The 23,211-nt window shown below is 64.7% G+C and carries 23 protein-coding genes; 13 read left to right on the top strand and 10 right to left on the bottom strand.

Going from position 1 to position 23,211, the window contains the following annotated elements:
• Window positions 1–51: 51 nt before the first annotated feature.
• Window positions 52–939 (bottom strand): MurR/RpiR family transcriptional regulator, encoded by an 888-nt coding sequence (locus GXK59_RS15020; protein WP_160667968.1) that lies wholly within the window; start codon window positions 937–939, stop codon window positions 52–54.
• 188 nt (window positions 940–1,127) lie between these two features.
• On the opposite strand from GXK59_RS15020, the gene GXK59_RS15015 reads away from it, so the two are divergent.
• The 7 genes from GXK59_RS15015 to GXK59_RS14985 all read left to right on the top strand — a co-directional run bounded on the left by GXK59_RS15015 (window position 1,128) and on the right by GXK59_RS14985 (window position 7,875).
• Window positions 1,128–2,072, top strand: coding sequence for an N-acetylmuramic acid 6-phosphate etherase (locus tag GXK59_RS15015; RefSeq protein WP_237393909.1), 945 nt, complete (start codon window positions 1,128–1,130; stop codon window positions 2,070–2,072).
• Between the two features lie 94 nt (window positions 2,073–2,166).
• Window positions 2,167–3,471, top strand: a complete 1,305-nt coding sequence (locus tag GXK59_RS15010) for an ABC transporter substrate-binding protein (protein ID WP_160667966.1) — start codon at window positions 2,167–2,169, stop codon at window positions 3,469–3,471.
• Complete coding sequence (locus tag GXK59_RS15005; protein WP_237393908.1) at window positions 3,450–4,415, top strand: carbohydrate ABC transporter permease; 966 nt, start codon at window positions 3,450–3,452, stop codon at window positions 4,413–4,415. The genes GXK59_RS15010 and GXK59_RS15005 overlap by 22 nt, the downstream gene beginning before the upstream one ends.
• Window positions 4,415–5,311 carry a carbohydrate ABC transporter permease gene (locus tag GXK59_RS15000; protein ID WP_160667964.1) on the top strand — a complete coding sequence of 299 codons (897 nt, stop codon included), beginning with the start codon at window positions 4,415–4,417 and terminating at the stop codon, window positions 5,309–5,311. The genes GXK59_RS15005 and GXK59_RS15000 overlap by 1 nt, the downstream gene beginning before the upstream one ends.
• Window positions 5,312–5,350: 39 nt before the next feature.
• Window positions 5,351–6,376 carry an N-acetylglucosamine kinase gene (locus tag GXK59_RS14995; RefSeq protein WP_160667962.1) on the top strand — a complete coding sequence of 342 codons (1,026 nt, stop codon included), beginning with the start codon at window positions 5,351–5,353 and terminating at the stop codon, window positions 6,374–6,376.
• On the top strand, window positions 6,373–7,071 hold the full coding sequence (locus GXK59_RS14990) for an N-acetylmannosamine-6-phosphate 2-epimerase (RefSeq protein ID WP_160667960.1): 699 nt from the start codon (window positions 6,373–6,375) through the stop codon (window positions 7,069–7,071). The genes GXK59_RS14995 and GXK59_RS14990 overlap by 4 nt, the downstream gene beginning before the upstream one ends.
• A gap of 75 nt (window positions 7,072–7,146) precedes the next feature.
• The gene (locus GXK59_RS14985; protein WP_160667958.1) at window positions 7,147–7,875 is read left to right on the top strand and encodes a glucosamine-6-phosphate deaminase; all 729 of its coding nucleotides are present in this window, start codon (window positions 7,147–7,149) and stop codon (window positions 7,873–7,875) included.
• A 15-nt stretch (window positions 7,876–7,890) separates the two neighbouring features.
• Here the strand turns inward: GXK59_RS14985 and GXK59_RS14980 are convergent, their stop codons facing one another.
• The 3 genes from GXK59_RS14980 to GXK59_RS14970 all read right to left on the bottom strand — a co-directional run bounded on the left by GXK59_RS14980 (window position 7,891) and on the right by GXK59_RS14970 (window position 11,599).
• A complete protein-coding gene (locus tag GXK59_RS14980) occupies window positions 7,891–8,031 on the bottom strand; it encodes a hypothetical protein (RefSeq protein WP_160667956.1) in 141 nt (46 codons plus the stop codon).
• 192 nt (window positions 8,032–8,223) lie between these two features.
• Complete coding sequence (gene ppsA / locus GXK59_RS14975; protein WP_160667954.1) at window positions 8,224–10,629, bottom strand: phosphoenolpyruvate synthase; 2,406 nt, start codon at window positions 10,627–10,629, stop codon at window positions 8,224–8,226.
• A 151-nt stretch (window positions 10,630–10,780) separates the two neighbouring features.
• Entirely contained in the window at window positions 10,781–11,599 is an 819-nt protein-coding gene (locus GXK59_RS14970; RefSeq protein ID WP_160667952.1) for a pyruvate, water dikinase regulatory protein, read from the bottom strand.
• Window positions 11,600–11,715: 116 nt separating this feature from the next.
• Here GXK59_RS14970 and GXK59_RS14965 point away from each other — a divergent pair, with 116 nt between their 5' ends.
• Window positions 11,716–11,919, top strand: coding sequence for a hypothetical protein (locus tag GXK59_RS14965; RefSeq protein WP_160667951.1), 204 nt, complete (start codon window positions 11,716–11,718; stop codon window positions 11,917–11,919).
• Between the two features lie 310 nt (window positions 11,920–12,229).
• Here the strand turns inward: GXK59_RS14965 and GXK59_RS20910 are convergent, their stop codons facing one another.
• Window positions 12,230–12,361, bottom strand: coding sequence for a hypothetical protein (locus GXK59_RS20910; RefSeq protein ID WP_272927723.1), 132 nt, complete (start codon window positions 12,359–12,361; stop codon window positions 12,230–12,232).
• Here GXK59_RS20910 and GXK59_RS14960 point away from each other — a divergent pair.
• A complete protein-coding gene (locus GXK59_RS14960; RefSeq protein ID WP_160667949.1) occupies window positions 12,351–13,055 on the top strand; it encodes a hypothetical protein in 705 nt (234 codons plus the stop codon). The genes GXK59_RS20910 and GXK59_RS14960 overlap by 11 nt on opposite strands.
• A gap of 393 nt (window positions 13,056–13,448) precedes the next feature.
• On the opposite strand, the gene GXK59_RS14955 is transcribed toward GXK59_RS14960, so the two are convergent.
• From GXK59_RS14955 to GXK59_RS14945, 3 genes are all read right to left on the bottom strand, one after another.
• Window positions 13,449–16,079 (bottom strand): GH32 C-terminal domain-containing protein, encoded by a 2,631-nt coding sequence (locus GXK59_RS14955; RefSeq protein WP_160667947.1) that lies wholly within the window; start codon window positions 16,077–16,079, stop codon window positions 13,449–13,451.
• 287 nt (window positions 16,080–16,366) lie between these two features.
• Window positions 16,367–16,660: a putative quinol monooxygenase gene (locus GXK59_RS14950; protein ID WP_160669201.1), complete on the bottom strand. Its 294-nt coding sequence runs from the start codon at window positions 16,658–16,660 to the stop codon at window positions 16,367–16,369.
• Between the two features lie 54 nt (window positions 16,661–16,714).
• The gene (locus GXK59_RS14945) at window positions 16,715–17,713 is read right to left on the bottom strand and encodes a LacI family DNA-binding transcriptional regulator (protein WP_160667945.1); all 999 of its coding nucleotides are present in this window, start codon (window positions 17,711–17,713) and stop codon (window positions 16,715–16,717) included.
• A 163-nt stretch (window positions 17,714–17,876) separates the two neighbouring features.
• Between GXK59_RS14945 and GXK59_RS14940 the strand changes: the two genes are divergently transcribed.
• The 4 genes from GXK59_RS14940 to GXK59_RS14925 all read left to right on the top strand — a co-directional run bounded on the left by GXK59_RS14940 (window position 17,877) and on the right by GXK59_RS14925 (window position 22,008).
• Entirely contained in the window at window positions 17,877–18,995 is a 1,119-nt protein-coding gene (locus GXK59_RS14940; protein ID WP_160667943.1) for a substrate-binding domain-containing protein, read from the top strand.
• Between the two features lie 114 nt (window positions 18,996–19,109).
• A complete protein-coding gene (locus tag GXK59_RS14935; protein ID WP_160667941.1) occupies window positions 19,110–20,156 on the top strand; it encodes an ABC transporter permease in 1,047 nt (348 codons plus the stop codon).
• On the top strand, window positions 20,153–20,947 hold the full coding sequence (locus GXK59_RS14930) for an ATP-binding cassette domain-containing protein (RefSeq protein ID WP_056430348.1): 795 nt from the start codon (window positions 20,153–20,155) through the stop codon (window positions 20,945–20,947). Before GXK59_RS14935 ends, GXK59_RS14930 begins: the two co-directional genes overlap by 4 nt.
• A 101-nt stretch (window positions 20,948–21,048) precedes the next feature.
• The gene (locus GXK59_RS14925) at window positions 21,049–22,008 is read left to right on the top strand and encodes a carbohydrate kinase family protein (RefSeq protein WP_160667939.1); all 960 of its coding nucleotides are present in this window, start codon (window positions 21,049–21,051) and stop codon (window positions 22,006–22,008) included.
• 238 nt (window positions 22,009–22,246) lie between these two features.
• On the opposite strand, the gene GXK59_RS14920 is transcribed toward GXK59_RS14925, so the two are convergent.
• Both GXK59_RS14920 and GXK59_RS14915 read right to left on the bottom strand, forming a co-directional pair.
• On the bottom strand, window positions 22,247–22,936 hold the full coding sequence (locus GXK59_RS14920; RefSeq protein WP_160667937.1) for a PAS and ANTAR domain-containing protein: 690 nt from the start codon (window positions 22,934–22,936) through the stop codon (window positions 22,247–22,249).
• Window positions 22,933–23,154: a YegP family protein gene (locus tag GXK59_RS14915; RefSeq protein ID WP_160667935.1), complete on the bottom strand. Its 222-nt coding sequence runs from the start codon at window positions 23,152–23,154 to the stop codon at window positions 22,933–22,935. Before GXK59_RS14915 ends, GXK59_RS14920 begins: the two co-directional genes overlap by 4 nt.
• Between the last annotated feature and the right edge of the window lie 57 nt (window positions 23,155–23,211).

The following is a 23,211-nucleotide window of genomic DNA, read 5'->3' as shown; positions in this document are numbered from 1 at the left end:
GATTCTACCGGCGATTTCTACCGGGCTGCGAAAGGCGTCCGGGGCGCCGGGTCACACTTTCCGGCCCTGGACGGCCGTGTAGGTCTTCCGGAGTGCCGCGATGGAGGTGTCGTAGGACTGCTGGGCGACGCCGACGAAAAGGCAGTCGATGACCATCATCTGCGCCATGCGGCTGCCGAGGGCGCCGGAGCGGAACGGGCTTTCCCGGGCCGCCGTGGTGAGCACGATGTCCGCGATCTGTGCCAGCGGGGAGTCGGAGTGGTTGGTGATGGCGACGGTCCGGGCCCCGGCCTCGTTGGCGATGCGCAGGGCTTCTACGGTATCCAGCGTCGAGCCGGAGTGGGAGATCGCCACGGCCACGCACCCGCCGTCCAGCAGGGCCGCCGAGGTCCAGGCCGAATGCGCGTCGGACCAGCTGTGGGCTGTCATCCCGATCCGGTGGAATTTCTGCTGAAGATCCTGGCCGACCCAGGCGCTGGCGCCGACACCGAAGATGTCGATCCGTCTGGCGCGTGACAGGGCGGCCACCGCGTCGGAGAGCCTGCCGACGTCGAGCACCTGGGCCGTGTCGGCAATGGACATCGTCTCGTTGAAGGCAATTTTGGACACAACGTCCTGCAGCGAGTCGGTCTTGGCGATATCCTCGTACATTTCCGCGGACACGTTGGCCACGGCCTGCTCCCGGGTTGTTTCCCGGGCGAGGTCCATGCGGAAGTCCGAGTAGCCCTGATAGCCGACTTTCTTGTAGAAGCGGACCACCGACGTCGTCGACGTCTCGCATTTCTCGGCGAGCCCGCCGATGGACAGGGTCGCCGCAAGGGCGGGGTCGGCCAGGACCGCAGTGGCGATGGACTGCTCGGAGGGCCGCAAGGAGGGGAGTGCCGAGCGGATGCGGACCAGGACGGTCCGTGACGATTCGTTTCCCGCGACTGCGCTCACCAGGGACCATCCTTCGTATTCTCGGGTGCTGGACCCGCGGGACCCGCCGGAACCGGCAGGGGAACCGGCGTGTAACAAGCTTACATGGCAAGGTGCATTTCTGTAAGCGATTGACACAAATCGTCGGTGCCCGTAAGTTCACTGGTGACGGAAATCACGGAACGCCTTCTGAGAGAACAGGAAAATCGGTGAGTTCAGAGAACCCCACCAGCGGACAGTTGAGCAGCGCTTGGCTCGACATCAGCACGGAGGTGCGAAATCCCCGCACGCTGGACCTGGACCGGCGCACCACGCTCGGCATCCTGGAGGCGCTCAACGACGAGGACCGGATCGCCCCGGAGGCCGTCCGGCAGGTGCTCCCGGTCATGGCACTGCTGGTCGATGCCGCGGCGCACGCGGTCAGCGGCGGCGGCCGGATCCACTACTTCGGTGCCGGAACATCCGGTCGGCTGGGGATCATCGACGCAGCCGAGCTGATGCCAACGTTCAACCTGCCCGAAGGTGTTGTCATCGCCCACCAGGCCGGCGGGTCTGCCGCGCTCATCCGGGCTGTCGAGAACCTTGAGGACTCCTGGGAAGCCGGCAGCGCCGATGCCGCAGACGTCAGGGCCGGCGACGTCGTGATCGGCATTGCGGCCTCGGGGCGGACGCCCTACGTCGGGGGCGCACTGGACCGGGCCCGGCGGCTCAACGTCCCCACGGCCCTGATGACCTGCGCCGAAGATCCGGAACTCGGCTACCTGGCCGACTTTGTGCTGGCCGCCGACACCGGCCCCGAAGCCCTGGCCGGGTCGACCCGACTGAAGGCCGGGACAGCCCAGAAAATGATGCTCAACAGCTTCTCCACCGCCCTGATGATCCGGCTCGGCAAGACCTGGTCCAACCTGATGGTCTCCGTACTCGCGACGAACGAGAAGCTCCGCGCCCGGACCGTACGGATCCTGATGGAGGCCACGGGAGAAGGCGAAGAGCCCTGCAGGGCCGCGCTTGCCGGCGCGGACGGCGACCTCAAGGTGGCCCTGGCCGCCATGCTGACGGGCGCCGGCCCCGGGCCCTCCCGCGACGCGCTCGCCGCGTCCGGCGGCGATGTCCGTGCCGCCGTCGAGACCCTGACACTGCCTGACGCCGTCTGACGCTGTCCCACACCGCCGGGCGAGGCCCGGCGCCGCTTCTTTGCAACCACGTCCCACCCTCCGACGTCTGTTTCCAACCAGAAGGATCAAAACAATGAAGGTACGTCCCAGGCACCTGATCGCGGCCGTTGCGCTCGCCATGTTGCCGATCACCGCTTGCGCCCCCGGCTCATCGTCGACGCCGCAGGAAAAGCCCGCTGGAACCGCCGCCGGGTGTGCCTCCCCGGAATCGCTGAAGGTGTGGTCCTGGCGCCCCGAGGATGTGGAAGCGTACAAGAAGATCTTCGCCGCCTACGAGGAGAAGAACTGCGTCAAAGTCGACTTCCAGGCCTTCAAAAACACCGAATACAACCAGATCCTCACCACCGGGCTGACCGGCAGCAACGGCCCCGACGTCGTCCAGGCGCGAGCCTACGGCGCCCTGCAGCCGTTGATCGCCGGCGGAAACCTCACCGAGATCACTGGCAAGGTCGACGGCCTGAAGAGCATGGACCCGACCATCGTCACCGGTGCCACGGGCAAAGCCGACGGAAAGGTCTATGGCGTCCCCTTTGCCACCCAGACGATGCAGGTCTTCTATAACAAGAAGATCTTCAAGGATGAAGGCATCGAGGTTCCCAAAACCTGGGACGAGTTCATGAAGGCCAACGAGAAGATCAAGGGCTCCGGCATGACGCCGCTGGCCGTCGGCGCCAAGGACGCCTGGATGATGCCGTTCATCCACGACATCTTCGGCTCGGCCGAGTACGGCGGCAAGGACTTCCGCGACGCCGTCCAGTCCGGGAAGAAGACCTTCACCGATGCGAAGTACGTCAGTTCCATCCAGAACCTGAAGGACCTGCAGGGCTTCATGCCCAAGGACGTGGTGGGCGTGAGCTACACCGACGCCCAGGTCCTCTTCAGCAACGAGCAGGCCGCCATGTTCCCCGGCGGGTCCTTTGAGCTGGCCTTCTTCCAGAAGCAGAACCCGGAGCTCGAGCTCGGCGTCTTCCAGGTCCCGGTCCGCGACGGCTCCGCGTCCTCGACGCCGGTGTCGCCGGCCTACGCCGACGGAAACTGGGCCATCAACGCCAAGTCCCCGAAGCAGGAAGCGTCCCTGAAACTGCTGCAGTGGATGGGCACCAAGGAGTTCGGCCAGAAGGTCGCCGACGAACTGAAGCAGTTCTCCCCGGTCGAGGGCGTCTCCTTCAACGATCCGGTCATGAAGGAAATCTGGGACCTGTACCAGGCGCACTCGGCTCCCTACACCCTGCTGGTTGACTTCCGGTACGGCACGCCCTCCGGCACCGACCTCATGGGTTCCGGAGTCCAGGAACTGTTCCTCGGCGGCAAGGACGCCTCCGGCGTCGCCCAGAAGGTCCAGGACGGAGTTTCCCAGTGGTTCAAGCCGACCAGCTGAGCCGCCCCAAGCCGCGCAAGCGCGGTCCCCGCCCGGCGGGGACCGTCCTTGGTTGGCCGGCCACCGTGATTTTCCTCGCCCCGGCGGTGATCATTTTCTCCATCTTCGTGCTCTACCCGATGATCACGGCTTTCAGCTACTCCTTCTTCGACTGGCAGGGCACCGCCCGGGGTGCGTTCTCCGGCGTCGGGAATTTCTTCACGCTCTTCACCGTGGAGCCGTTCAAATCGGAGCTGCCGCGGGCGCTGATGCACAACCTGCTCCTGTTCGCCGGTGCCATGGTCTTCCAGAACACCGTCGGGCTGGCGATCGCCTCCTTCCTGTACAAGCGCAAGCGGTTCAAGAAGCTGTTCCAGACGCTTTACACGCTGCCGTACCTGGTGAGCCCGCTGGTCATCGGCTACTTGTGGACGCTGCTTCTCTCGCCGCTGTTCGGCCCGGTGAACGCGCTGCTCAAGGCAATCGGACTGGGCGAACTGGCGCAGCCCTGGCTGGGCCAGCCGTCCACCGCGCTCTGGGTGATTGTGCTCGTCACCGCCTGGCAGTGGCTGGGCTTCCCGATCCTGCTCTACGGCGCGGCCCTGGGCGGCATCCCGGAGGAGCTCACCGAAGCGGCGTCGCTGGACGGCGCGACGGCGTGGCAACGGTTCCGCTCGATCACGCTGCCGCTGCTGACCTCGGCGATCGGCACCGTCAGCATCCTCACCTTCATCGGGTCCATGGAGGCGCTGGCGTTGCCGTACGCCATGGGAGGGTCTTCCGGTTCACCGGCGGGGGCCACCGACGTCCTGTCGCTGATGTTCTACCGGACCGCGTTTGAATCCGGGGCCTCGAATGCCATCGGGGTCTCCTCGGCCCTGGCCACACTGCTGTTCGTCTTCATCTTCGGAGTGGCGCTGGTCTTCACCTCCATCATCCGACGCAGGGAAAGGAAGCTCTCCTGATGAGTCTCCTCACAGAGAAGAAGCCTGCCGGCAGCGTGCCGGCCGCGGAGCCGACGCGCCGCCGGCCGGCCCGGAGGAAGGGCGCGGCCGGCAGGTTCGCCGTCTCGGGCTTCCTCTGGGTTTACGCGGTGATCGCCGTCGCGCCCCTGCTGGTCATGGTGTTCAGCTCGCTGCGGACCACCCGCGAGATGGCACGGAGCCCGCTGGCACTGCCCTTGAACCCCAACTTCGCCAGCTACACCAAGGCCTGGGTGCAGGCGTCCTTCGGGACCTTCTTCGTGAACTCCCTGCTGGTCACGATCGGCTCGGTGCTGATTTCCACTGTCGTCTCGCTGCTGGCGGCCTATGCGCTGGCGCGCAGCAAATCCCGGGTGACCAGCATTGTCGAGGCCGTCTTCCTGTCCGGGCTGATGCTGCCGGTCTATCTCGCCATCCTGCCGGTCTTCTACCTGCTGGATGCGATGGGGCTGGTGGACAACAAATTCGGCCTGGTCATGCTGTACGCGGCGCTGGGCATACCGTTCTCGGTCTTCGTCCTGACATCATTCTTCCGCCAGCTTCCGCTGGAACTGGAGGAAGCGGCACGGATCGACGGCGCCGGCAGCTTCACGATGTTCTGGCACATTATGCTGCCGCTGGTGAAACCGGCGATCGCGACCGTCGTCGTCTTCCGGTTCGTGCCCATCTGGAACGACTTCTTCTACCCCCTGATCCTGATGCGCTCCAAGGAGAACTACACACTGCCGGTCGGGCTCACGACGTTCTTCGGGGAGTACCAGACAGACTGGCCCACCCTGTTCGCCGGGCTGGTCATCGCCACCATCCCGCTCGTGGTGCTGTTCCTCGTCGCCACCAAGCAGATCGTCGCCGGCCTCACGGCCGGCATGAGCAAATAGGACCGGACGGTGGGGAACCCAGCAGCGAGAAAGAGCGGCATGCAGACAGAATGGATTCTGGGCCTGGACATTGGCGGGAGCGGGAGCCGCGCTGCTTTGCAGCGGCTCGGCGCACCGGCCGGGGAGCCGCCGCTGCGGATCGCCGGGGACCGGATTGAGGTCCGGCCCGGCGGGATCCCGCTGGCGGGCATCCTGGCATCCCTGGTGCCGGCAGCCCTGACCGCCGTCGCAGGCCAGGGCGGAGTGCTCCGGGCCGCCGGCGTCGGGATGAGCGGGCTGCTGAGCCTCACGGCCGGCACCGACGACGCCCACCGCACCCTCCGCGCCGAGCTGGGGCCGATCCCGATCGCCCTGGCCTCCGACGCCGTCACCTCGCTGGTGGGCGGTATCGGACTCGGCGGCGGAGCCGTCGTGTCCGCCGGAACCGGAGTCGTGGGCCTGGGCGCCGACTTCGCGGGCCGCTGGCACCGGGTGGACGGCTGGGGGCACGTCCTGGGCGACCTCGGCAGCGGCAGCTGGATCGGCACCGCCGGACTGCAGGCCGCCCTCGCGGCGCACGACGGCAGGCCCGGCGGTTCGGCTGCGCTGCTGGTACTGCTCCGCGAACGCTGGGGTGCCCCGGAGTTGCTGCCCCGGGAGATCTACACCCGGGACGACCGCGCCGGAGTCCTCGCGTCCTTCGCCACGGACGTCGCCGGGGCCGCGCACGCGGGAGACCCCGTGGCCGCCGGAATCTGGACACGGGCCGGAGAGCATCTGGCGGACAACCTTGCCGCCGCGCTCGCCGACGGCGTCCCCCCGCTCGCGACCTACACCGGCGGGCTGTTCGACGCCGGCGCGCTGCTGCTGGAACCCCTGGCCGCCCGCTTCGCCATGATCCGCCCCGACGCTGAACTCCGGACGCCGCTGGGGGGCTCCCTCGAGGGAGCCCTGACGCTCGCCCGCGAGCTGCTCCGGGCGCCGTCGGCCTTCCCGCAACAGGACCCCTATGTGACGGTGCGGCTCAATGCGCCGGAGCCGCACACGCCCGCCCGCCGGCTGCCGTCCGGCCAGGGGCAGCCATGACGCGGCACGCAGCGCTGATCAAGTCCCTGATGGGTGGGCTGATTGTTTCCTGCCAGGCCCGGGCCGGCAACCCGCTGCACGGGCCGGTCCACATGGCCGCCATGGCGCTCGCCGCGGAGCAGGGCGGCGCTGCGGCACTCCGGATCCAGGGCGAAGACGACATCCGTGCCGTCAAGGAGCAGTGCAGCCGGCCGGTCATCGGCATCCGCAAGGTCTTCGGCGCCGGGCCGGTCTACATCACGCCCACGTTCGCCGATGCAGCACTCATTGTTGAGGCGGGCGCTGACATCGTGGCCCTCGACGCGACGTCCCGGCCACGCAGCGGCCCGGAATCAGCTTTTGAGCTGATCCGGCGGATCCGGGGCGAACTCGGCGTGCCGGTCATGGCCGACGTGGACTCCCTCGCCGCCGGGCAGGCGGCGGCAGCAGCCGGAGCGGAACTGGTTGCCACGACGCTCTCCGGCTACACCTCCGACGACGCCGTGCCGAGCTCCCCGGATTTCGCCCTGCTCGAACACCTGTGGTCCGCGATCAACGTCCCGATCATCGCCGAGGGCCGGTTCTGGGAACCCCGGCAGGTGGAGGACGCGTTCCTGCTCGGTGCCAGCGCCGTGGTGATCGGCACGGCCGTCACCAACCCGATGCGCATCACCGAACGGTTCGTCCGCTCCACGCCCGCGCACGCCCAGGGCTAGATCCGCAGCGCCAGCCCGTACCACCCGCCCCGCACCACCCGTCCCGCCGGACGGCCCACGATCAAGGAAGCACACGTGAAGATCATCGAATCAGGCACCGGCGCGGAGGCCGGAATCCGCGCCGCGAACCTCATCGCCGAACTCGTCAGGGCAACGCCGACGGCAGTCCTGGGCCTGGCCACCGGTTCCTCCCCGCTGCCGCTGTACGCGGCGCTGGCAGAGCAGAACCTGGACCTGGGCCGGGTCCGCGGGTTTTCCCTGGATGAGTACCTCGGGCTCGGTGCTGCCGACGCGGAGAGCTATGCGCGGGTCATCCGGCGGGAGGTCATCGAACGGCTCGGCCTGGACCCGGACCTCGTCCGCACGCCGGACGGGCTGGCGCCGGACCCCGTGCAGGAGGCGGCCGACTTTGAGCGCAGCATCCGCGCCGCCGGCGGGATCGATCTGCAGATCCTCGGCATCGGTTCCAACGGCCACCTGGCATTCAACGAACCTCCGTCGGCGTTCGACTCGCGGACCCGGGTGGTTGAGCTCGAGCCCAGCACGCGGGAGGACAACGCGAGATTCTTCGACTCTCTGGCGGATGTCCCCACCCATGCCATCACCCAGGGCCTGGGCACCATTGGCGAGGCGAGGCAGTTGCTGCTGATCGCGCACGGCGAAGCCAAGGCCCAGGCCGTGGCGCGTGCCGTCGAAGGCCCCGTCACGGAAGACTTCCCGGCGTCGCTGATCCAGCGCCACCCGAACGCCACGCTGGTCCTGGACGCGGCTGCGGCCAGCAGGCTGCAGTGCGCCCGGGTCTAGGGCCGCCGGTTGGCGTCAGTCCGTCTCGGGACCCGAGCAGAAGTGGCAGTCATCCGGGCACGGTGCGTCGGCCGGCAAATCCTCAAGGCTGTCGCCGCTCAGTGCGTCGGTCCAAAATCCGGGGGCGCCGTTGGCCCGATCCTGCTGCAAAGTCACGCTGTGTCCTGAACGTCATTGGTGCGGAACGCTGATGACACCTAGTTAAGCGCGTCCCGGGCCCGCTGCTCAATGGACCAATTGACGGCGGCACCGGCCCGGTCTTGTGCAGACGCCCAGCGCAGGAGGCCGATGACGCAAAGAGGCCGCGGGACAGGCGCGAACCTGTCCCGCGGCCCCGGGACAGGAACCTTAGTTGGCTGCGGCGGTGGCCGCCGATGCTTCTGCTGCGCCGGCGAGCCGGATCCAGGTTTCCACCACGGTGTCGGGGTTCAGCGAGACGGAGTCGATGCCTTCCTCGACCAGCCATTCGGCGAAGTCCGGGTGGTCGCTCGGCCCCTGGCCGCAGATGCCGACGTACTTGCCGCGTGCCTTGCACGCCTTGATGGCCATGCTCAGCAGCTTCTTGACGGCAGGGTTGCGCTCGTCGAAGCTGCCGGCGACGATCGAGGAATCCCGGTCCAGGCCCAGCGTCAGCTGGGTCATGTCGTTTGACCCGATGGAGAAGCCGTCGAAGTAGTCCAGGAACTCGTCGGCCAGCAGCGCGTTGGACGGAATCTCACACATCATGATGACCTCGAGGCCGTTTTCGCCCCGGCGCAGGCCGTTTTCGGCGAGCAGGTCGATGACGCCGCTGGCCTCGTCAAGGGTCCGCACGAACGGGATCATCAGCTTGACGTTGGTCAGGCCCATCTCGTTGCGGACGAAGGACAGGGCCTCGCACTCCAGGTCGAAGCAGTCCCGGAAGGACGGCTCCAGGTACCGCGAGGCGCCGCGGAAGCCGATCATCGGGTTCTCTTCGTGCGGCTCGTAGGCGGGTCCGCCGAGGAGGTTGGCGTACTCGTTGGACTTGAAGTCGGACATCCGGACAATCACAGGCTCCGGTGCGAAGGCCGCGGCGATGGTTGCCACGCCTTCGGCCAGGCGCTTGATGTAGTAGTCGCGCGGGCTGTCGTAGGCGGCGATCCGCTCCCGGATTTCCACAATCACGTCCGCGGGCTGCTCGTCGACGTTCAGCAGCGCCTTGGGGTGGATGCCGATCTGCCGGTTGATGATGAATTCCAGCCGGGCCAGGCCCACGCCGTGGTTGGGCAGCTGCGCGAAGGTGAAGGCCTGCTCGGGGGTGCCGACGTTCATCATGACCTTGACCGGGGCCTCGGGCAGCTGGGTGATTTCGGTTTCCTCGACGCTGAAGTCCAGGAGTCCCTCGTAAATGACGCCGGTCTCGCCGTCCGCGCAGGAGACGGTCACGTCGAGCCCGTCGGAGAGGATGTCGGTGGCGTCCCCGGTGCCGACGACGGCGGGAATCCCCAGTTCGCGGGCGATGATGGCCGCGTGGCAGGTGCGTCCGCCGCGGTTGGTCACGATGGCGGAGGCACGCTTCATGATCGGTTCCCAGTCCGGGTCGGTCATGTCCGCGACCAGGACGTCGCCGGTCTTGAAGGCTGCCATCTGGTCAATCGCGGTGAGGATCCGGACGCTGCCGGCGCCGATGCGCTGGCCGATGGCGCGGCCCTCGACCAGGACCTTGCTGGACGCGTTCAGGCGGAAACGGCTCAGGCTGCCGGACGTCCTGCGGGACTGTACGGTCTCCGGGCGTGCCTGCAGGATGTACAGGCCGCCGTCGATCCCGTCCTTGCCCCATTCGATGTCCATGGGGCGTCCGTAGTGGTTTTCGATGGCGACGGCGTGGCGGGCGAGCTGCTCGACGTCGTCATCCGTAAGGCTGAAGCGGTTCCGCAGCGACGCCTCGACCGGAACAAAGTCGATGGTGTGGCCGATTTCACGGTTGCTCGTGTACGTCATCTGGAGCGCTTTTTCGCCCAGTCCGCGCTTGAGGATGGCCGGGCGGCCCGCCTCCAGGGCGGGCTTGTAGACGTAGAACTCGTCCGGGTTGACGGCGCCCTGGACGACGGCTTCGCCGAGGCCGTAGGAGGAGGTGACGAAGACAGCGTCCTGGAATCCGGATTCGGTGTCCATGGTGAACATGACCCCGGAGGCGCCGACGTCGGAACGGACCATGCGCTGGATGCCTGCCGAGAGTGCCACTTCGGCGTGCTCGAACTTGTGGTGCACGCGGTAGGCGATGGCCCGGTCGTTGTAGAGGGACGCGAAGACGTCCTTGATGGCGACCAGGATGTTCTCGATGCCGCGGACGTTCAGGAAGGTTTCCTGCTGTCCGGCGAAGGAGGCGTCGGGAAGGTCTTCGGCCGTCGCGCTGGAACGGACGGCCCAGGAGAGGTCGTCGGAGCCGCCGTGCTTGTCCACCAGCTTCTGGTAGGAGGCGCGGATCTGGGACTCAAAGTCCGGCAGGAAAGGCGTCTCGCGCATCAGCGTGCGGATCTCCTGGCCCGCTGCTGCCAGGGCCGTCACATCATCGGTGTCCAGGCCCACCAGCCTGTCGGCAATCTTCTGGTCCAGGCCGGAGTCAGCCAGGAAGCTGCGGTAGGCATCCGCCGTCGTGGCGAAGCCGTCAGGCACCTGGACGCCGGCAGAGGTCAGGTTCTGCACCATCTCGCCGAGGGAGGCGTTCTTGCCGCCCACTCGGTCCAGATCCTTGAGGCCGAGTTCTGAGAACCACAGGATGTCTGTCGTCATGGTTGCTGCTCCTTTGCAGATGGTGGCATGGGGTATCGCCGCCCCGCATGGGGCGATCGCCGGTTGATGGGCGCAAGTCCTGTCCACAGTGACAGGTCTGCGCCGCTGTTTCCACATGATGTGGTCCACGCAACACTTGTGAACCAATTCCCTAGTGTTTGAGGTTCATCTTCTGGAGGATGGTGGCGGCCATTTCCTCGACGGAGACGCTGGCCGAATTCAGGTAGGTGATTCCGTGGGACACGTACAGCCGTTCGGCGCTGCGGAGCTCGAAGCCGCACTGCCGCAGCGACGCGTAGGGCGAGCCGCGGCGGCGTTCGGTGCGGACCTGGCTCAGGCGCAGGGGATTGGTGGTGAGGCCGAAACACTTCGAAACGAACGGCCGCAGCGGCTTGGGGAGTCCCTCGCGTTCGAAGTCCTCGTCCACCAGCGGGAAGTTGGCGGCGAAGATGCCGTGCTGCAGGGCCAGGTACATGGTGGTGGGCGTTTTGCCGCAGCGGGACGGGGCCACCAGGATGACCTGGGCCTTTTCGAGCGCGCGCAGGCTCGCGCCGTCGTCGTGCTCCATGGCGTATTCGACGGCGGCCATCCGGGACTGGTAGCGGGCGGCGTTGCCGAGTCCGTGGGCCCGGCCCGGTTCCCCGCTGGCTTCGGTGCCCAGGGCCCGCTCCAGCTGGCCGACGTGCGTCCCGATGAGGTCCACGATGATTCCCTTGCAGGTGCCCAGGGTCTGGCGGATGTCGCTGCCGACGGCTGTGGAAAAGACGATCGGCTGCAGGCCGGCGGCCGCACGGTTGTCGATGACCCTGACGACCGCGCGTGCCTGGTCGACGGTGGTGATGAAGGGGACCGTGATGCGGTCAAAATCGTTCGCGGGGAACTGCGTCAGCAAGGTGTTGCCGAGCGTTTCTGCGGTGATGCCCGTACTGTCCGAAAGGAAGTAGACCGGGCGGGGAGCGTCATTGGTCATGAACGCATTGTGCACCAGTGCGGGCCGCGCGTTCTTCCATGACGCACCCGCCGGGCGGCCCGCGCCGTCCGGACTTCGGGGAGTAGGCTGTGTCCCACGTCACCAAAGGAGCCCCAATGAGCTACAAATACCGGACCGTCAAGGTCCGCGGTACGGACCTGGTCGGCACCATCGCCCGCAGGCACGGGGGTGCCCCCGAAATCTACGAAACCTCGAAGGACCCCAGCACTTCTGTTGTTCCCGTGTTCTTTCCGGAAACCGGCGAGATCCGTTTCTTCGACCGGACGGTGCTGGAGGACTTTGTGAGCCCGGCCGGCTAGTTCACTTCCGGGGCGGGCCCGGAAATGTGGAATGCGCGGGCGCTTTAATCACAGTGCGGCAGAATTTTCAATTCACATTGAAACCTCTTGCCCGCCAAAGCGAAGCCGTTTACTCTTGCGTTGGGATCTGGCCCGGGCATCTTTCTGGGGAGAGACCATTTCGGTGTACCGATCGAGCCGGATTCCGCAAAGGCTGGCTCCATGGTCTCAAAACGATGGAGCCAGCTGCAGGAATATTTGGGGCGGATCTGCGCCGTGAGCCGGGGATGGCCTGGGACGTAGAAGACCACCCTCTGCCATTTAGCGAGGCTTATCCAAGGGAATCGTTTTCCTTCTTCATGAAGTAGTCCACGCCGGTGTATCCGCCGTCAGCGACGATGGACGCCCCGTTGATGAACGATGCGTCGGCGCCGAGAAGAAATGCCCCCCTTATGGCGCGCAAATACAGTACTGCTGATCAATGGCTTCATGGAAGTGGTTTCCTCGCCCGCATCCACGGCTCGACCTTCTTGGTTACGGTTGCCCATCTGGGCGATTGCGAGTTGGCGCCGAGGGCCGACTGGTCTCTGTGGCCGGACAGCATATTTCTTGCTGACACAGTGGATGTGGATGAGGAAGATGGGTTGCCTAAACGGATCGAGGAGTTTGTTCTCTTCATTGAAGGTCACAAGGGCAAGAGGGTTCCCCGGTTCAAATACCGGCTTCGCCAGGAACGGCCCGGTACCATCGCGGACATCATCTTGCTGCCTCTCCAGTCCGACGACCGCATTGTGAAGATGTACAGCAGCTTCCATCTGCCTGTCGACAAAGGTGATCACCAACCCGGTGCGCTCGTTACCCAACTCGGACGCCGCAGCGAGTTTCCGGCACTAAGCGATACCGAACACCACTCCACCCTGCTGGACGGACCCGTTCGCCTAATGGTTCCCGAGGGACAGGAGGGAGATTCCGGAGGTCCTGTCATAAATTCAGGGGGACTCTTGCTGGGCATGAATGTCGGGTCACACGTGAACTACCCGAATGCGGCCATGCTGATGTCACCGGAAGCTATCGAGGCCCTTGCAACGGCGGTCCGCGGCGTCGCCAAGGGCTGGCCACAGTTTGCGCCCCAGGGCCCGACCCCAACGCAGCCATAAACCCATTCCAGCAACGCAAGAAATTGGGGAGACCGTCGACAGGCGGTCTTCCCATATTTCTAGTGCGAGCCTCTAAACCGGTGCGTTCGAACGTCGGGAAACCAGCCCTCCGGTGCCGCAGGGGAAGGCCATGGACGGGTCTACATCGTGGAACCGACGGGCACGCGTCATCTCAAATACGATCCATTACTGAGACGTGAAACCGAAGTCGCACCGATAATCTGGAGTCATTTCGGGAACTAGACAACTGGGATCCCTGTCAGTTGTAGAAGTCCTCTGATAACAGCCCCGAAGGCCGCGCCGGCTAAGGACGGAAAGCTGAAGGGACTGCGTCCGGTGAAATACCGTACGCAGTCCCTTCAGCCCCGACTTTCAGGGGGCGGTCAGAGCGGGCTACGGTTGCTTCTTTTCGGGAAGGAACATTGCCTTTTCCAGCGGTGTCACGGTGAGTGATTTGAGCTGGGCGGTCCCGCCTTCTGCGAAGAGTGACATCTTGTCGGCGCCGGCGTTGGGGAAGACCTGGTCGGTGATGGTCCGCAGACCGTCCTGAGCAAATACTTCCACGGAGGACCGGTCGAGGTAGATCCGCATGGTGATGTTGCCCTTCTTATCCAAAGTGACGGGGGCATACTCGACGGAGGGGAATGCCGGGTGGAATGCGGTGTTGCCGGATTTTGTGCGGTCAACGAACATTTTTCCGGTCGTGGCGTCGTAACCGATGACTGTCGAGGAGTTTCCGTCGCCCAGGACGGTGATGCCGGATTTTTTCGCCGTACTGGGGGCAAAGGTAATGTCCACCTGCTGGACCTGTCCCGAGGCGGCAGCCGGGAGCTGGTGTGTCCCCGCGGGAATCGGGCCGCCCTTCTTGTCGGTGTAGGAGACTTTTCCGCCCAGTTTGTCCACCTGCTTGACGGCGCGTTGGGTGAGGCGGGGGCCGTCGGGGGTCTGGGTCAGGTTGACCTCGCGGGGTAGTGCCATGGCGCTGCGCCAAGGGTTGGTGGGGATGTCGTTCGCGTAGTCCCAGTTATTCATCCAGCCCAGCATGACCCGCTTGTCATCGGGCATGTTGCCGAAAGACACGCTCGCGTAGAGGTCCCGGCCGTAGTCCAGCCAGTCATAGGACTGCAGGCGACTTGTGGCTGCTGTGGAGCTCGCCATGAATTCGTCAGCGAGGATATGCCCCCAACCGAATCGGTTGTTGTCGACGACTTTGATCTGTGCCTGTTGGCCAACGAATTCTTTAACATTCCAGGATGCCCAATCCAGCGATTCACTGTCGTTGCCTGTGGCCGTGCGGACCACCTTTCCGTTGACAACCAGGTTCACGGTCTCTTCATCGGACCTGGGAACAGCGGCGGTGTCGGTGAGCATGACGTGGTCAAGGGTCAGGTGTCCCCACCCGCCCGTAGCTTGGTCAACGACCCGCAACTGGGCATTCTGTCCCGCGAATTCTGAGACGTCCCAGCCCTTCCAGTTCAGAACTCCGGAATTATCTCCTGCCAGGGAACGGACCACCTTGCCGTTGATGAGCAACTGGACAGCCAGGATCTGTCCGGAGTCCGCAGAGCGGTTGCCGCCGCCGACCAGCATGCTCATGAAATTCTTGGTGATCGGGAATTCCGGTGATGTCAGCGTGCCCTGCCGGTCATCGCCCGGTGTGGTGCCCGTCTCGAATGTGTTGATGCGCTTGGACCCGATGTAAAAGTCCCCGCCACTACTAGCGGGCTGGAAGTTGGGTGTCAGATCGCCGGTTCCGGCCCAGCCGGAGTCGGCCAGTGTGGTACCTGCGGGAACCTCGAAGCCGTTGAATTTAAGCTCCCCCTCGGGTGGGGTGTTGTCCAGCTTGTCGGAGACTCGAGGGTGCTTGCCGCCGCCCACGAGGAAGTTCAAATAGTCGTCGGACACGGTAAAGGTTGGTGACTGCATGGACCCGAGCGGCCAGTCACCGTCGTTGAACGAATTGATGAGGCCCGGGGCGCCGAATCCGGACACCGGGCTCTGGCCGGCAATGGCACCGGAGGCCGGGGCATTACCGAAGGGCCCGTTCTTCCCGTTGCCCGGCTCGTTGTTCACTGTCCAGCCGTTGTAGGTTCCGTCGTTGAATCCGGCCAGGACCGTGCCGGGAGGAAGCGCGGCGGCCGGTTTGGTGGTGTCGGAGGTGAAGGTGGTGCCATCGAAGTTTCCGACGAAGTACTGGCCGGCGGATCCGCCGGCCACGCCGCCGGGATTGATGTTGACCACCATGACCCATTTGATGTTTCCTTTGTCGCCGTCCACGGCGAGCGGGAACAGGTCCGGGCATTCCCATTGGCCGCCGGTGGCATTGGCGGGCCCGAATTCGCTGAGTGCCGTCCAGTCCTGGAGGTTGCTCGACTTGTAGAGGACGACCTTGTGGTCCTGGGCTTCGACCGCGGTCATTACCCAGTAGCCGCCGCCCCCGGGCTGGTTGTACCAGAAGACCTTCGGGTCCCGGAAGTTCGCGGAGTTCCGGTTCAGCACCGGATTGCCGGAGTATTTGGTCCAGGTCTGTCCGTCATCGAGGCTGTAGGCCAGCGACTGAGCCTGCAGGCCTCGGTGCGGAGAGGCATCCTTATAGGCGCTGGTGAAGACCGCGATCATCGGGGGGTTCTCTTTCGTGCCGAAGCCGGACGTATTGTCCTTGTCCACTACGACGCTGCCGGAGAAGATGTCCTGCTCAGTATCGGCCGAGATGGCCAGGGGTTGTTCCTTCCAGTGGACCAGGTCCGTGGACGTGGCGTGGCCCCATGACATGTTCCCCCAGGTGTTACCGGAGGGGTTGTGCTGGTAGTACATGTGATAGACGCCCTTGTAGAAAACGAGCCCGTTGGGGTCGTTCATCCAGTTTTTTTCGGGCGTGTAGTGAATGGCCGGCCGGTAGGGTTCGTCCCCGAGGCCTGTGGCGGCCGACGCCGGCAGGGAACCTGCCAGTGCCGCGGCCAGCGTCAGCCCCGCGAGGGTCAGTGCAGAAACGGCATGCGTCCTGCTGGTGGTCGTTATCTTCATCTGCTAATTTCGCCCTTCGTTGCGCGTGCCTTGGGTTAGACAACGTTGTCAATGCGTTGGACACTAAGTTATGTCCATCAGACAAGTCAACGGTTCTGAGCGGCCGAAGTATGAGAGATCCATCCCTCTACTGAGGCAGGGGAATCCATGGGCGGGGTAGCCGTCATCGCCCCACCAGCGGACAGCCTGGAAGGGTGCTTTTTTTGGGTACTCGGTTCCGTTCAACCCACCCAGGGAGCGCGGATGCAGCCCCACGGACGGTGGGTTGGCAGAGTCGTGGCCGCGGGCTATTCCACCGGCAGGAGCCAGGTCAGTTCCGAGCCGTCGCCTTCGATGTGGAGTGCCAGTTCCTCGTTGAATCTTGCGCCATAGTCGGCGCTGATGTGTTCCTGGAATGCAGCTTCATCGCGGTAGACCTCGAAGACAAAGTACTCCCGGGGATTTTCTTCCCGCGTATAGGGAAGGAACAGTTCGTTGCCCTGTTCCCGGCGGACGTGCCGGGTCAGTTCGAGCATCATCTCCGCGACGCGGGCTTCGCTGCCGGGTTTGACGGTGAATTCGGCGTACAGGGTTTTGGTCATCATGGTCCTTTCAGGTCAATCTGTTCGGCAGGTGGCTAAGGAAGTTCTCCGGCGTCAGGCCGGCGGGCGGAGTTCCCCGGAGCCCCTTTGTATCAGCTCGGAGGGGACGACATAGGTACGTGGAGGCTGTTCGTCGCCGTCAATCCTGGCCAGCAGGCGCTCCGCTGCCAGCTTGCCGATCCGCTCGGGATGCTGGGCGATGACTGTCACAGCGGGCTCCATCATGTCGGCAAGGGTAAAGTCATCGAATCCTATTAAGGCCACGCGGTTGCGTAGCCCTAGCTCCCGCAAGGCACGCATGGCCCCGAAGGTGACCAGGTTTTGGCTGGAGAAGATCGCAGTCGGTGGCTCAGCGGCAGTGAGTAGCTCCAGTGCGGCCAGCCTCGCCGATTCTTCATCGTGAAGGTTTTCGCGGATGGGAATCGTTGACGTGGGAATTCCGTGCCGGCCGATTTCCTCCATGAACCCCCGCCGGCGTTCCCGTGCGGTCTGTATGTCTGTACGGTCGCCCAGGTAGGCGAGTCTGGTGTGGCCGAAGCTCATCAGGTGAGCGGCCGCACTCGCGGCGCCCACGGCGTTGTCGGTCACAACGGCGTCTGCTTCCATCCCTACCGGCTCGCGGTCGATGAAGACCAAGGGCAGGTCACGGGAATGCTCCGGGATTACGTATGCCTGGCTTCTCGCGATCGGCGTGAGGATAAGCCCATCAACACGCCGGCCAAGAAACGCCGTAACGATGGCCTGCTCCCGCCGGGGGTCATCGTCGAGGCTGGCGGCAAAGACCGCTATCCCTCTGGCCCCCAGCGCATCTTCTATGGCCCGGTGGATCTCGCCACTGAATGGGTTGGAGACACTCGGCAGCAGGAGCCCGACGGAAAGCGTTCTCCTGCCCGCGCGGCGCAGGCTTCCGGCCGCCATGTCCAGCTGGTAGTTGAGTTGTCGTGAAGCGCTGAGCACCTTTTCCCGGGTGGCGTCCGACACGCCAGGTTCGTCGTTGATCACCCGGGACACGGTCTTAATGCCGACGCCGGCAAGCGCAGCCACGTGGCGCATTGTCGGACGACTGGCGGAAAGGGCCGGCTGGCTACGATCGGACATCGTTGTCAAGTAAATCGCTCCTTCTAAGTGCATCTATTGACTCTCCGGTGTGATGCTGGTTACATCGTACATGACATCGTTGTCGAGGCCGATGAGGCCTCAAACACCAGGAGATTCAATGTTGAGTTCCAAAGCACCCCGTTCAACGGCCACCCGCCTGTTCGCTGCAGGAGCAGTGTTGACCCTGGGAGCGCTCAGTCTTTCAGCCTGCGGCGGAAGTTCCCCGTCCACCACATCAACGGGAAGCGCGTCCGGTGAAAAGGTAGGCGTCTCGCTGATCGTTAAGACCACGACCAACCCGTTCTTCGTCTCCATGCAGGACGGGGCAAAGAAGGCCGCCGAGGCCGGCGGCGTGGACCTGAAGCTCGCAGCCGGCAAGGCTGACGGCGACGAGGACACCCAGATCCAGGCCATCGAGAACGCCATCTCCAAGGGCGACAAGGGCATCCTGATCACCCCCAACGGCCCGTCCGTAGTGGACGCCCTGAAGAAGGCCAAGGACGCCGGGCTCTTCGTCATCGCCCTGGACACCCCGCCGGACCCGGCCGACGCCGCCGACATCACGTTCGCCACGGACAACTTTGCCGCCGGCGAGCTGATCGGCAAATGGACCGCGGCCCAGCTGGATGGGAAAAAGGCGACCATTGCCCTCGTCGATCTCTTTGACGACAAGGTCGTCTCGGTTGACTACAACCGGGACCAGGGCTTCCTGACCGGCCTGGGTATCGACACCGCGGACAAGAAGAAGAACGGCGACGAAGCCAAGACCGGCAAGTACACCGGCGGCAAGGGCGGCGACTACGAGATCGTCGGCAGCCAGGCCTCCCAGGGCGCCGAGGACGGCGGACGCACCGCCATGGAAACCCTCCTCGCCAAGAACCCGAACATCAACGTCGTCTATACCATCAACGAACCTGCAGCAGCGGGTGCCTTCGAGGCACTGAAGGCCGCCGGCAAGGAAAAGGACGTGCTGGTGGTTTCGGTGGACGGCGGCTGCACGGGCGTGAACAACGTCAAGGCCGGCGTCATCGGCGCCACGGCCCAGCAGTACCCGGTCAAGATGGCCGAACTGGGCGTCAAGGCCATCGTTGACCTCGCCAAGACCGGCCAGAAGCCGGCCAACTCCCCGGGGCTGGACTTCTACAACACCGGCGTCGAACTCGTCACGGACAAGCCGGCCGACGGCGTCAAGAGCATCACCACGACCGAAGCCTCCGACATCTGCTGGGGAAAGTAGCACACCCAGCTTCACTGCGGGGCGGGGAGGCCGGAGCCCGCTATCGGCCTCCCCGCCCCGCATCTACCGAGCTAGCTCCGCTCTAGCAACCATCACGGAAGATCAGGACCAATCGTGACCCAGCAACAGACCGCCGGCCCGCCCAGCGCCGGGCATGCCGACCTGGCGGAGGAATTCCTCGACCGCCAGACACCGCTCAGCCGGATACGCAATATCCTCCACCGCTACCCCGCGGTCAGCCCCGCCCTTGTACTTCTCATCTCGGTGGTCGTGTTCGGCCTCCTCAATGACAGGTTCCTGCGGGTTGAAAACCTCTCCCTGATTACCCAGCAGGTCTCCGTCGTCGGCACCCTGGCCATCGCCCAGACCCTCATCATTCTCACCGCAGGCATCGACCTTTCCGTCGGGGCCGTCATGATCCTTTCGTCCATGGTCATGGCCCAACTCGCCGTCAACAACGGACTGCCCGCACCTGTCGCGCTCCTCGCGGGCCTGGTCGTCGGACTCGCCGCCGGGGCCCTGAACGGGTTTCTGGTCACCCGGTTCCGGCTCCCGCCGTTCATCGTCACCCTTGGCACGCTGAATATCTTCATCGCCCTGACCCTGCTCTACTCCAACGGAGCGACAGTGCGCGGCTCGGCCATGCCGCCCCTTCTGACGTGGACCGGAACCACCTTCCCGGTGGGCCCGGTCAGGATCTCCACCGGCGTCGTCGTGATGCTCCTGCTCTACATCGCGATCGCGTTCATCCTCGGCAAAACCGCCTGGGGCCGGCACGTCTACGCCGTGGGCGATGACAAGGAAGCTGCCCGCCTGGCCGGCATCGCCGTGAACAAGGTCCTCATGAGCGTCTATCTCGCCGCCGGCGCTGTCCTGGCCGTCGGCGCCTGGATACAGATCGGCCGCACCAACGCAGCCAGTCCCAACGCCGGCGTCGACCTGAATCTGGACTCCATCACCGCCGTGGTCATTGGGGGAACCAGCCTCTTTGGCGGACGCGGGTCGGTCTGGGGAACCCTCCTGGGCGCGCTGATCGTCGGCGTCTTCCGCAACGGGCTCTCCCTCGCAGGCCTGGATGTGCTCTACCAGACACTCGCGGTGGGCGTCCTCATCATCCTCGCTGTGTCCATCGACCAGTGGATCCGAAAGGTGAAATCATGACTGCCACCCATCTGGAGCCGGCCGGAACGCAAGTGCGCCAGCCCATCCTGCAGGCCCGGAACCTCGTCAAGACCTTCGGCCGCGTCGTCGGCCTGGACGGCGTCAGCCTGGACCTGTACCCGGGCGAAGTCCTGGCGATCATCGGCGACAACGGCGCAGGAAAGTCCACGCTGATCAAGTGCCTCACCGGGGCCGAAATTCCGGACACGGGCGAGCTGATGGTGTCCGGGCAACCGGTCCACTTCAAACGCCCCCAGGACGCCCGTGCCCACGGCATCGAAACGGTGTACCAGAACCTTGCCGTTTCGCCAGCCCTGGACGTCGCCTCCAACCTATTCCTCGGCCGGGAGGAACGGCGTGCGGGACTCCTCGGGAGCGTGTTCCGGATGCTTGACACCAAAGGCATGCGCACGAAGGCCAAGCAGGAATTGACCCGGCTGGGAATCTCCACCCTCCAGGACGTCACAGTGCCGGTGGAGAACCTCTCCGGAGGCCAGCGCCAGGCCGTCGCAGTGGCCCGCGCCGCGGCGTTCGGTTCAAAAGTGGTCGTGCTGGACGAGCCGACGGCGGCACTCGGCGTCCGGGAGTCGAACCAGGTCCTGCAGTTGGTCCGGGACCTCCGGGACCGCGGCCTGCCAGTCATCCTGATCAGCCACAACATGCCCCACGTATTCGACGTAGCGGACCGGATCCACATCCAGCGCCTGGGCAAATGCGCCGCCACCATCACCCCGCAATCACACACCATGACCGATGCAGTTGCGATCATGACCGGTGCAGCCACCGCCTGAACAACTGCTGCCGCCATTTTCAGTTCCGCGGACCGGATACCGGTCCGCGGACTGATGTGGCTTGGACGGGCTCCGCCATCAGCTTCCACGAGAGACAGACCATGGATTACCTCACAACAGCCCGGCACGACGCTAACCAGACACTCGACGTCATGGTCGTAGGCGAGGCACTGATCGACGTGGTCACCACGTCAGACGACCAAGTGGAACACCCGGGCGGCTCGCCGGCCAACGTCGCCTACGGACTAGGCCGCCTCGGCGTAACCACAGGCCTGCTCACAGCCATCGCCCCGGACGCGCGGGGAATCTCCATCGAAAACCATCTCAGCAGCGCAGGAGTCATACTTCTGCCCGGATCAAAATCCCTCACCCGGACCGCATCGGCAACAGCAACCTTGGCACCGGACGGCTCCGCCCGGTACGACTTCGACATCTCCTGGGACCTTGCCCCGACAACCCCAGCCTACTTCCCAAAAATCCTGCACACCGGATCCATCGCCACGTTCCTTAGTCCCGGTGCCGGCGCCGTGAAAGCCCTGCTCGAACAGGCCCACAAACACTGCATGATCACCTACGACCCGAACATCCGCCCAGCCCTGCTCGGCAGCCATGCCGAAGCGAAGGCCATCTTCGAAGAGCTCGTGCCCTTAACCGACGTCGTCAAACTCAGCGACGAGGACGCCCAGTGGCTGTACCCCCAAAAAAGCCTGGAAGAAACCGCAGCACATATCCTCGGACTGGGCACCCGGTTGACCGTCATAACCAAGGGCGCCGAAGGTTCACAATTCACCTCCGCCGCCGCCAACATCAGCATCCCTGCCGTGAAAACCACAGTTGCAGACACTATAGGCGCGGGGGACTCCTTCATGTCCGCCCTGATCCTGGGCTTCCTCACCCGAGGAACCGAAGGCATCGCCCCGGCTGTCCTGGAGCAACTTGGACACACCGCAGCTGCGGCCGCGGCCATCACCGTACAGCGCCCGGGAGCAAACCCCCCGACCCTGGAAGAACTCAACACGGCAATCGGGGCCCACTCCGTTGCCCAATACGCGGGTGCTTGAAAGTCCATCCAAGGGGATGGCCGTCACCTACGACCGTTCATGAGACTCCTCTGACGTCATTTCACGAGTCGACTTGCACCCTTGTGGTTCGGCCAAACGGCGCGGTGCACGGGAGCGGAAGCCAGCCCAGACAGCAACCAATCTCGTTCGACTCTCTGGCATCCCAAATACGATCGTATTCGAGATGGACTGTGTCATCTTCCCTTCTGCACTAACCACTAGACGGCGGTTCCCCTACCTAAGCCAAACCCTCGCTGGGCGTGCCCCGGCGTACCGCGGTGGCATGAGGTGTGTGGCGTTGAATGTCATGGATGACCGCAGTGAGCACGGCCGCGTTGCGGGGCTCTTCGGCGAGGCCGACAAGCTGAGAGGCGATGGCGGCCAGTTTTTTGTTGGTGTGGTTGCTGTGGACACTGAGCAGAGAGAAAGCTGCATCGGCACCGATGCTGAGCCGTCCCATAAGAATGCCCACGGCTCTTTCGATGACGGCGCGGGCGCGGACGGCTCCGGCGACTGCATCCCTGGCGGCCCGTTCCGTTTCGGCGTGGACAGTTGAGGTCAGGTCGACCATGATTCCCGTGATGGAGAAGAGCCTGCCGTTCGCGTCGAGGACGGCCTCCCCGGTAGTCAGTACCCTGTGTTCGTGCTGGTGGGAGTCAATCAGGCGGTGGTAGCTGGAGAAGTGCCCCCCGGCTTCGGCCATACCGGCGTGCAATTCCCGTATTTTTGCCCTGTCGCCCGGGTGCTTGTGCGCCAGGACGAGCTCAACGGTGGGCACGACCTCTCCGCGCTGGTATCCGTGGATCCGGTAGAGCGCATCGGACCACGCGATCACCCCGGTCACGGCATCGATGAGAAACGCCCCCGCGGTGCAAGCGCTGGGCTCCAGCGCGCTGGAGTACGTGAACATGCTGTCCAAAGTGCTCATACCGTTCGCGCCAGACTTTCGTGGGAATCCCCGGGCATGGGGCAAAGATCGGTGATCAAACCCATTCCGGCACACTCACGGACGACACGGATACCCTCGACAGCCGACACCTTGTCCGGGAACGGGCCCGATACCGCCACAACCGTCCCATCGGGAGCCTTCAACCTAAACCCGAAAGACAGGTTCCCGTCGTGAAAAAGCTCGAACGCTCCGGCCATAGTTACCCCTCTGGACGCCCGGCGGAAAACCCAGGGCGACCTCATCAAATCCGAAAG

The sequence above is a fragment of the Pseudarthrobacter sp. ATCC 49987 genome, assembly GCF_009928425.1.
Classification (GTDB): Bacteria; Actinomycetota; Actinomycetes; order Actinomycetales; family Micrococcaceae; genus Arthrobacter.
This window is presented reverse-complemented; position numbering and strand designations above follow the sequence as displayed.

Bases quoted from the DNA above. Each gene is read 5' to 3' on its own strand.
- GXK59_RS15000 (WP_160667964.1), top strand. From the start codon at position 4,415: ATGAGTCTCCTCACAGAGAAGAAGCCTGCCGGCAGCGTGCCGGCCGCG.
- GXK59_RS14995 (WP_160667962.1), top strand. From the start codon at position 5,351: ATGCAGACAGAATGGATTCTGGGCCTGGACATTGGCGGGAGCGGGAGC.
- GXK59_RS14920 (WP_160667937.1), bottom strand. From the start codon at position 22,936: ATGAGCACTTTGGACAGCATGTTCACGTACTCCAGCGCGCTGGAGCCC.
- GXK59_RS15010 (WP_160667966.1), top strand. From the start codon at position 2,167: ATGAAGGTACGTCCCAGGCACCTGATCGCGGCCGTTGCGCTCGCCATG.
- GXK59_RS14990 (WP_160667960.1), top strand. From the start codon at position 6,373: ATGACGCGGCACGCAGCGCTGATCAAGTCCCTGATGGGTGGGCTGATT.
- GXK59_RS14960 (WP_160667949.1), top strand. From the start codon at position 12,351: ATGGCGCGCAAATACAGTACTGCTGATCAATGGCTTCATGGAAGTGGT.
- ppsA (WP_160667954.1), bottom strand. From the start codon at position 10,629: ATGACGACAGACATCCTGTGGTTCTCAGAACTCGGCCTCAAGGATCTG.
- GXK59_RS14940 (WP_160667943.1), top strand. From the start codon at position 17,877: ATGTTGAGTTCCAAAGCACCCCGTTCAACGGCCACCCGCCTGTTCGCT.
- GXK59_RS14965 (WP_160667951.1), top strand. From the start codon at position 11,716: ATGAGCTACAAATACCGGACCGTCAAGGTCCGCGGTACGGACCTGGTC.
- GXK59_RS14915 (WP_160667935.1), bottom strand. From the start codon at position 23,154: ATGGCCGGAGCGTTCGAGCTTTTTCACGACGGGAACCTGTCTTTCGGG.
- GXK59_RS14930 (WP_056430348.1), top strand. From the start codon at position 20,153: ATGACTGCCACCCATCTGGAGCCGGCCGGAACGCAAGTGCGCCAGCCC.
- GXK59_RS14950 (WP_160669201.1), bottom strand. From the start codon at position 16,660: ATGACCAAAACCCTGTACGCCGAATTCACCGTCAAACCCGGCAGCGAA.
- GXK59_RS14955 (WP_160667947.1), bottom strand. From the start codon at position 16,079: ATGAAGATAACGACCACCAGCAGGACGCATGCCGTTTCTGCACTGACC.
- GXK59_RS14970 (WP_160667952.1), bottom strand. From the start codon at position 11,599: ATGACCAATGACGCTCCCCGCCCGGTCTACTTCCTTTCGGACAGTACG.
- GXK59_RS14945 (WP_160667945.1), bottom strand. From the start codon at position 17,713: ATGCGCCACGTGGCTGCGCTTGCCGGCGTCGGCATTAAGACCGTGTCC.
- GXK59_RS14925 (WP_160667939.1), top strand. From the start codon at position 21,049: ATGGATTACCTCACAACAGCCCGGCACGACGCTAACCAGACACTCGAC.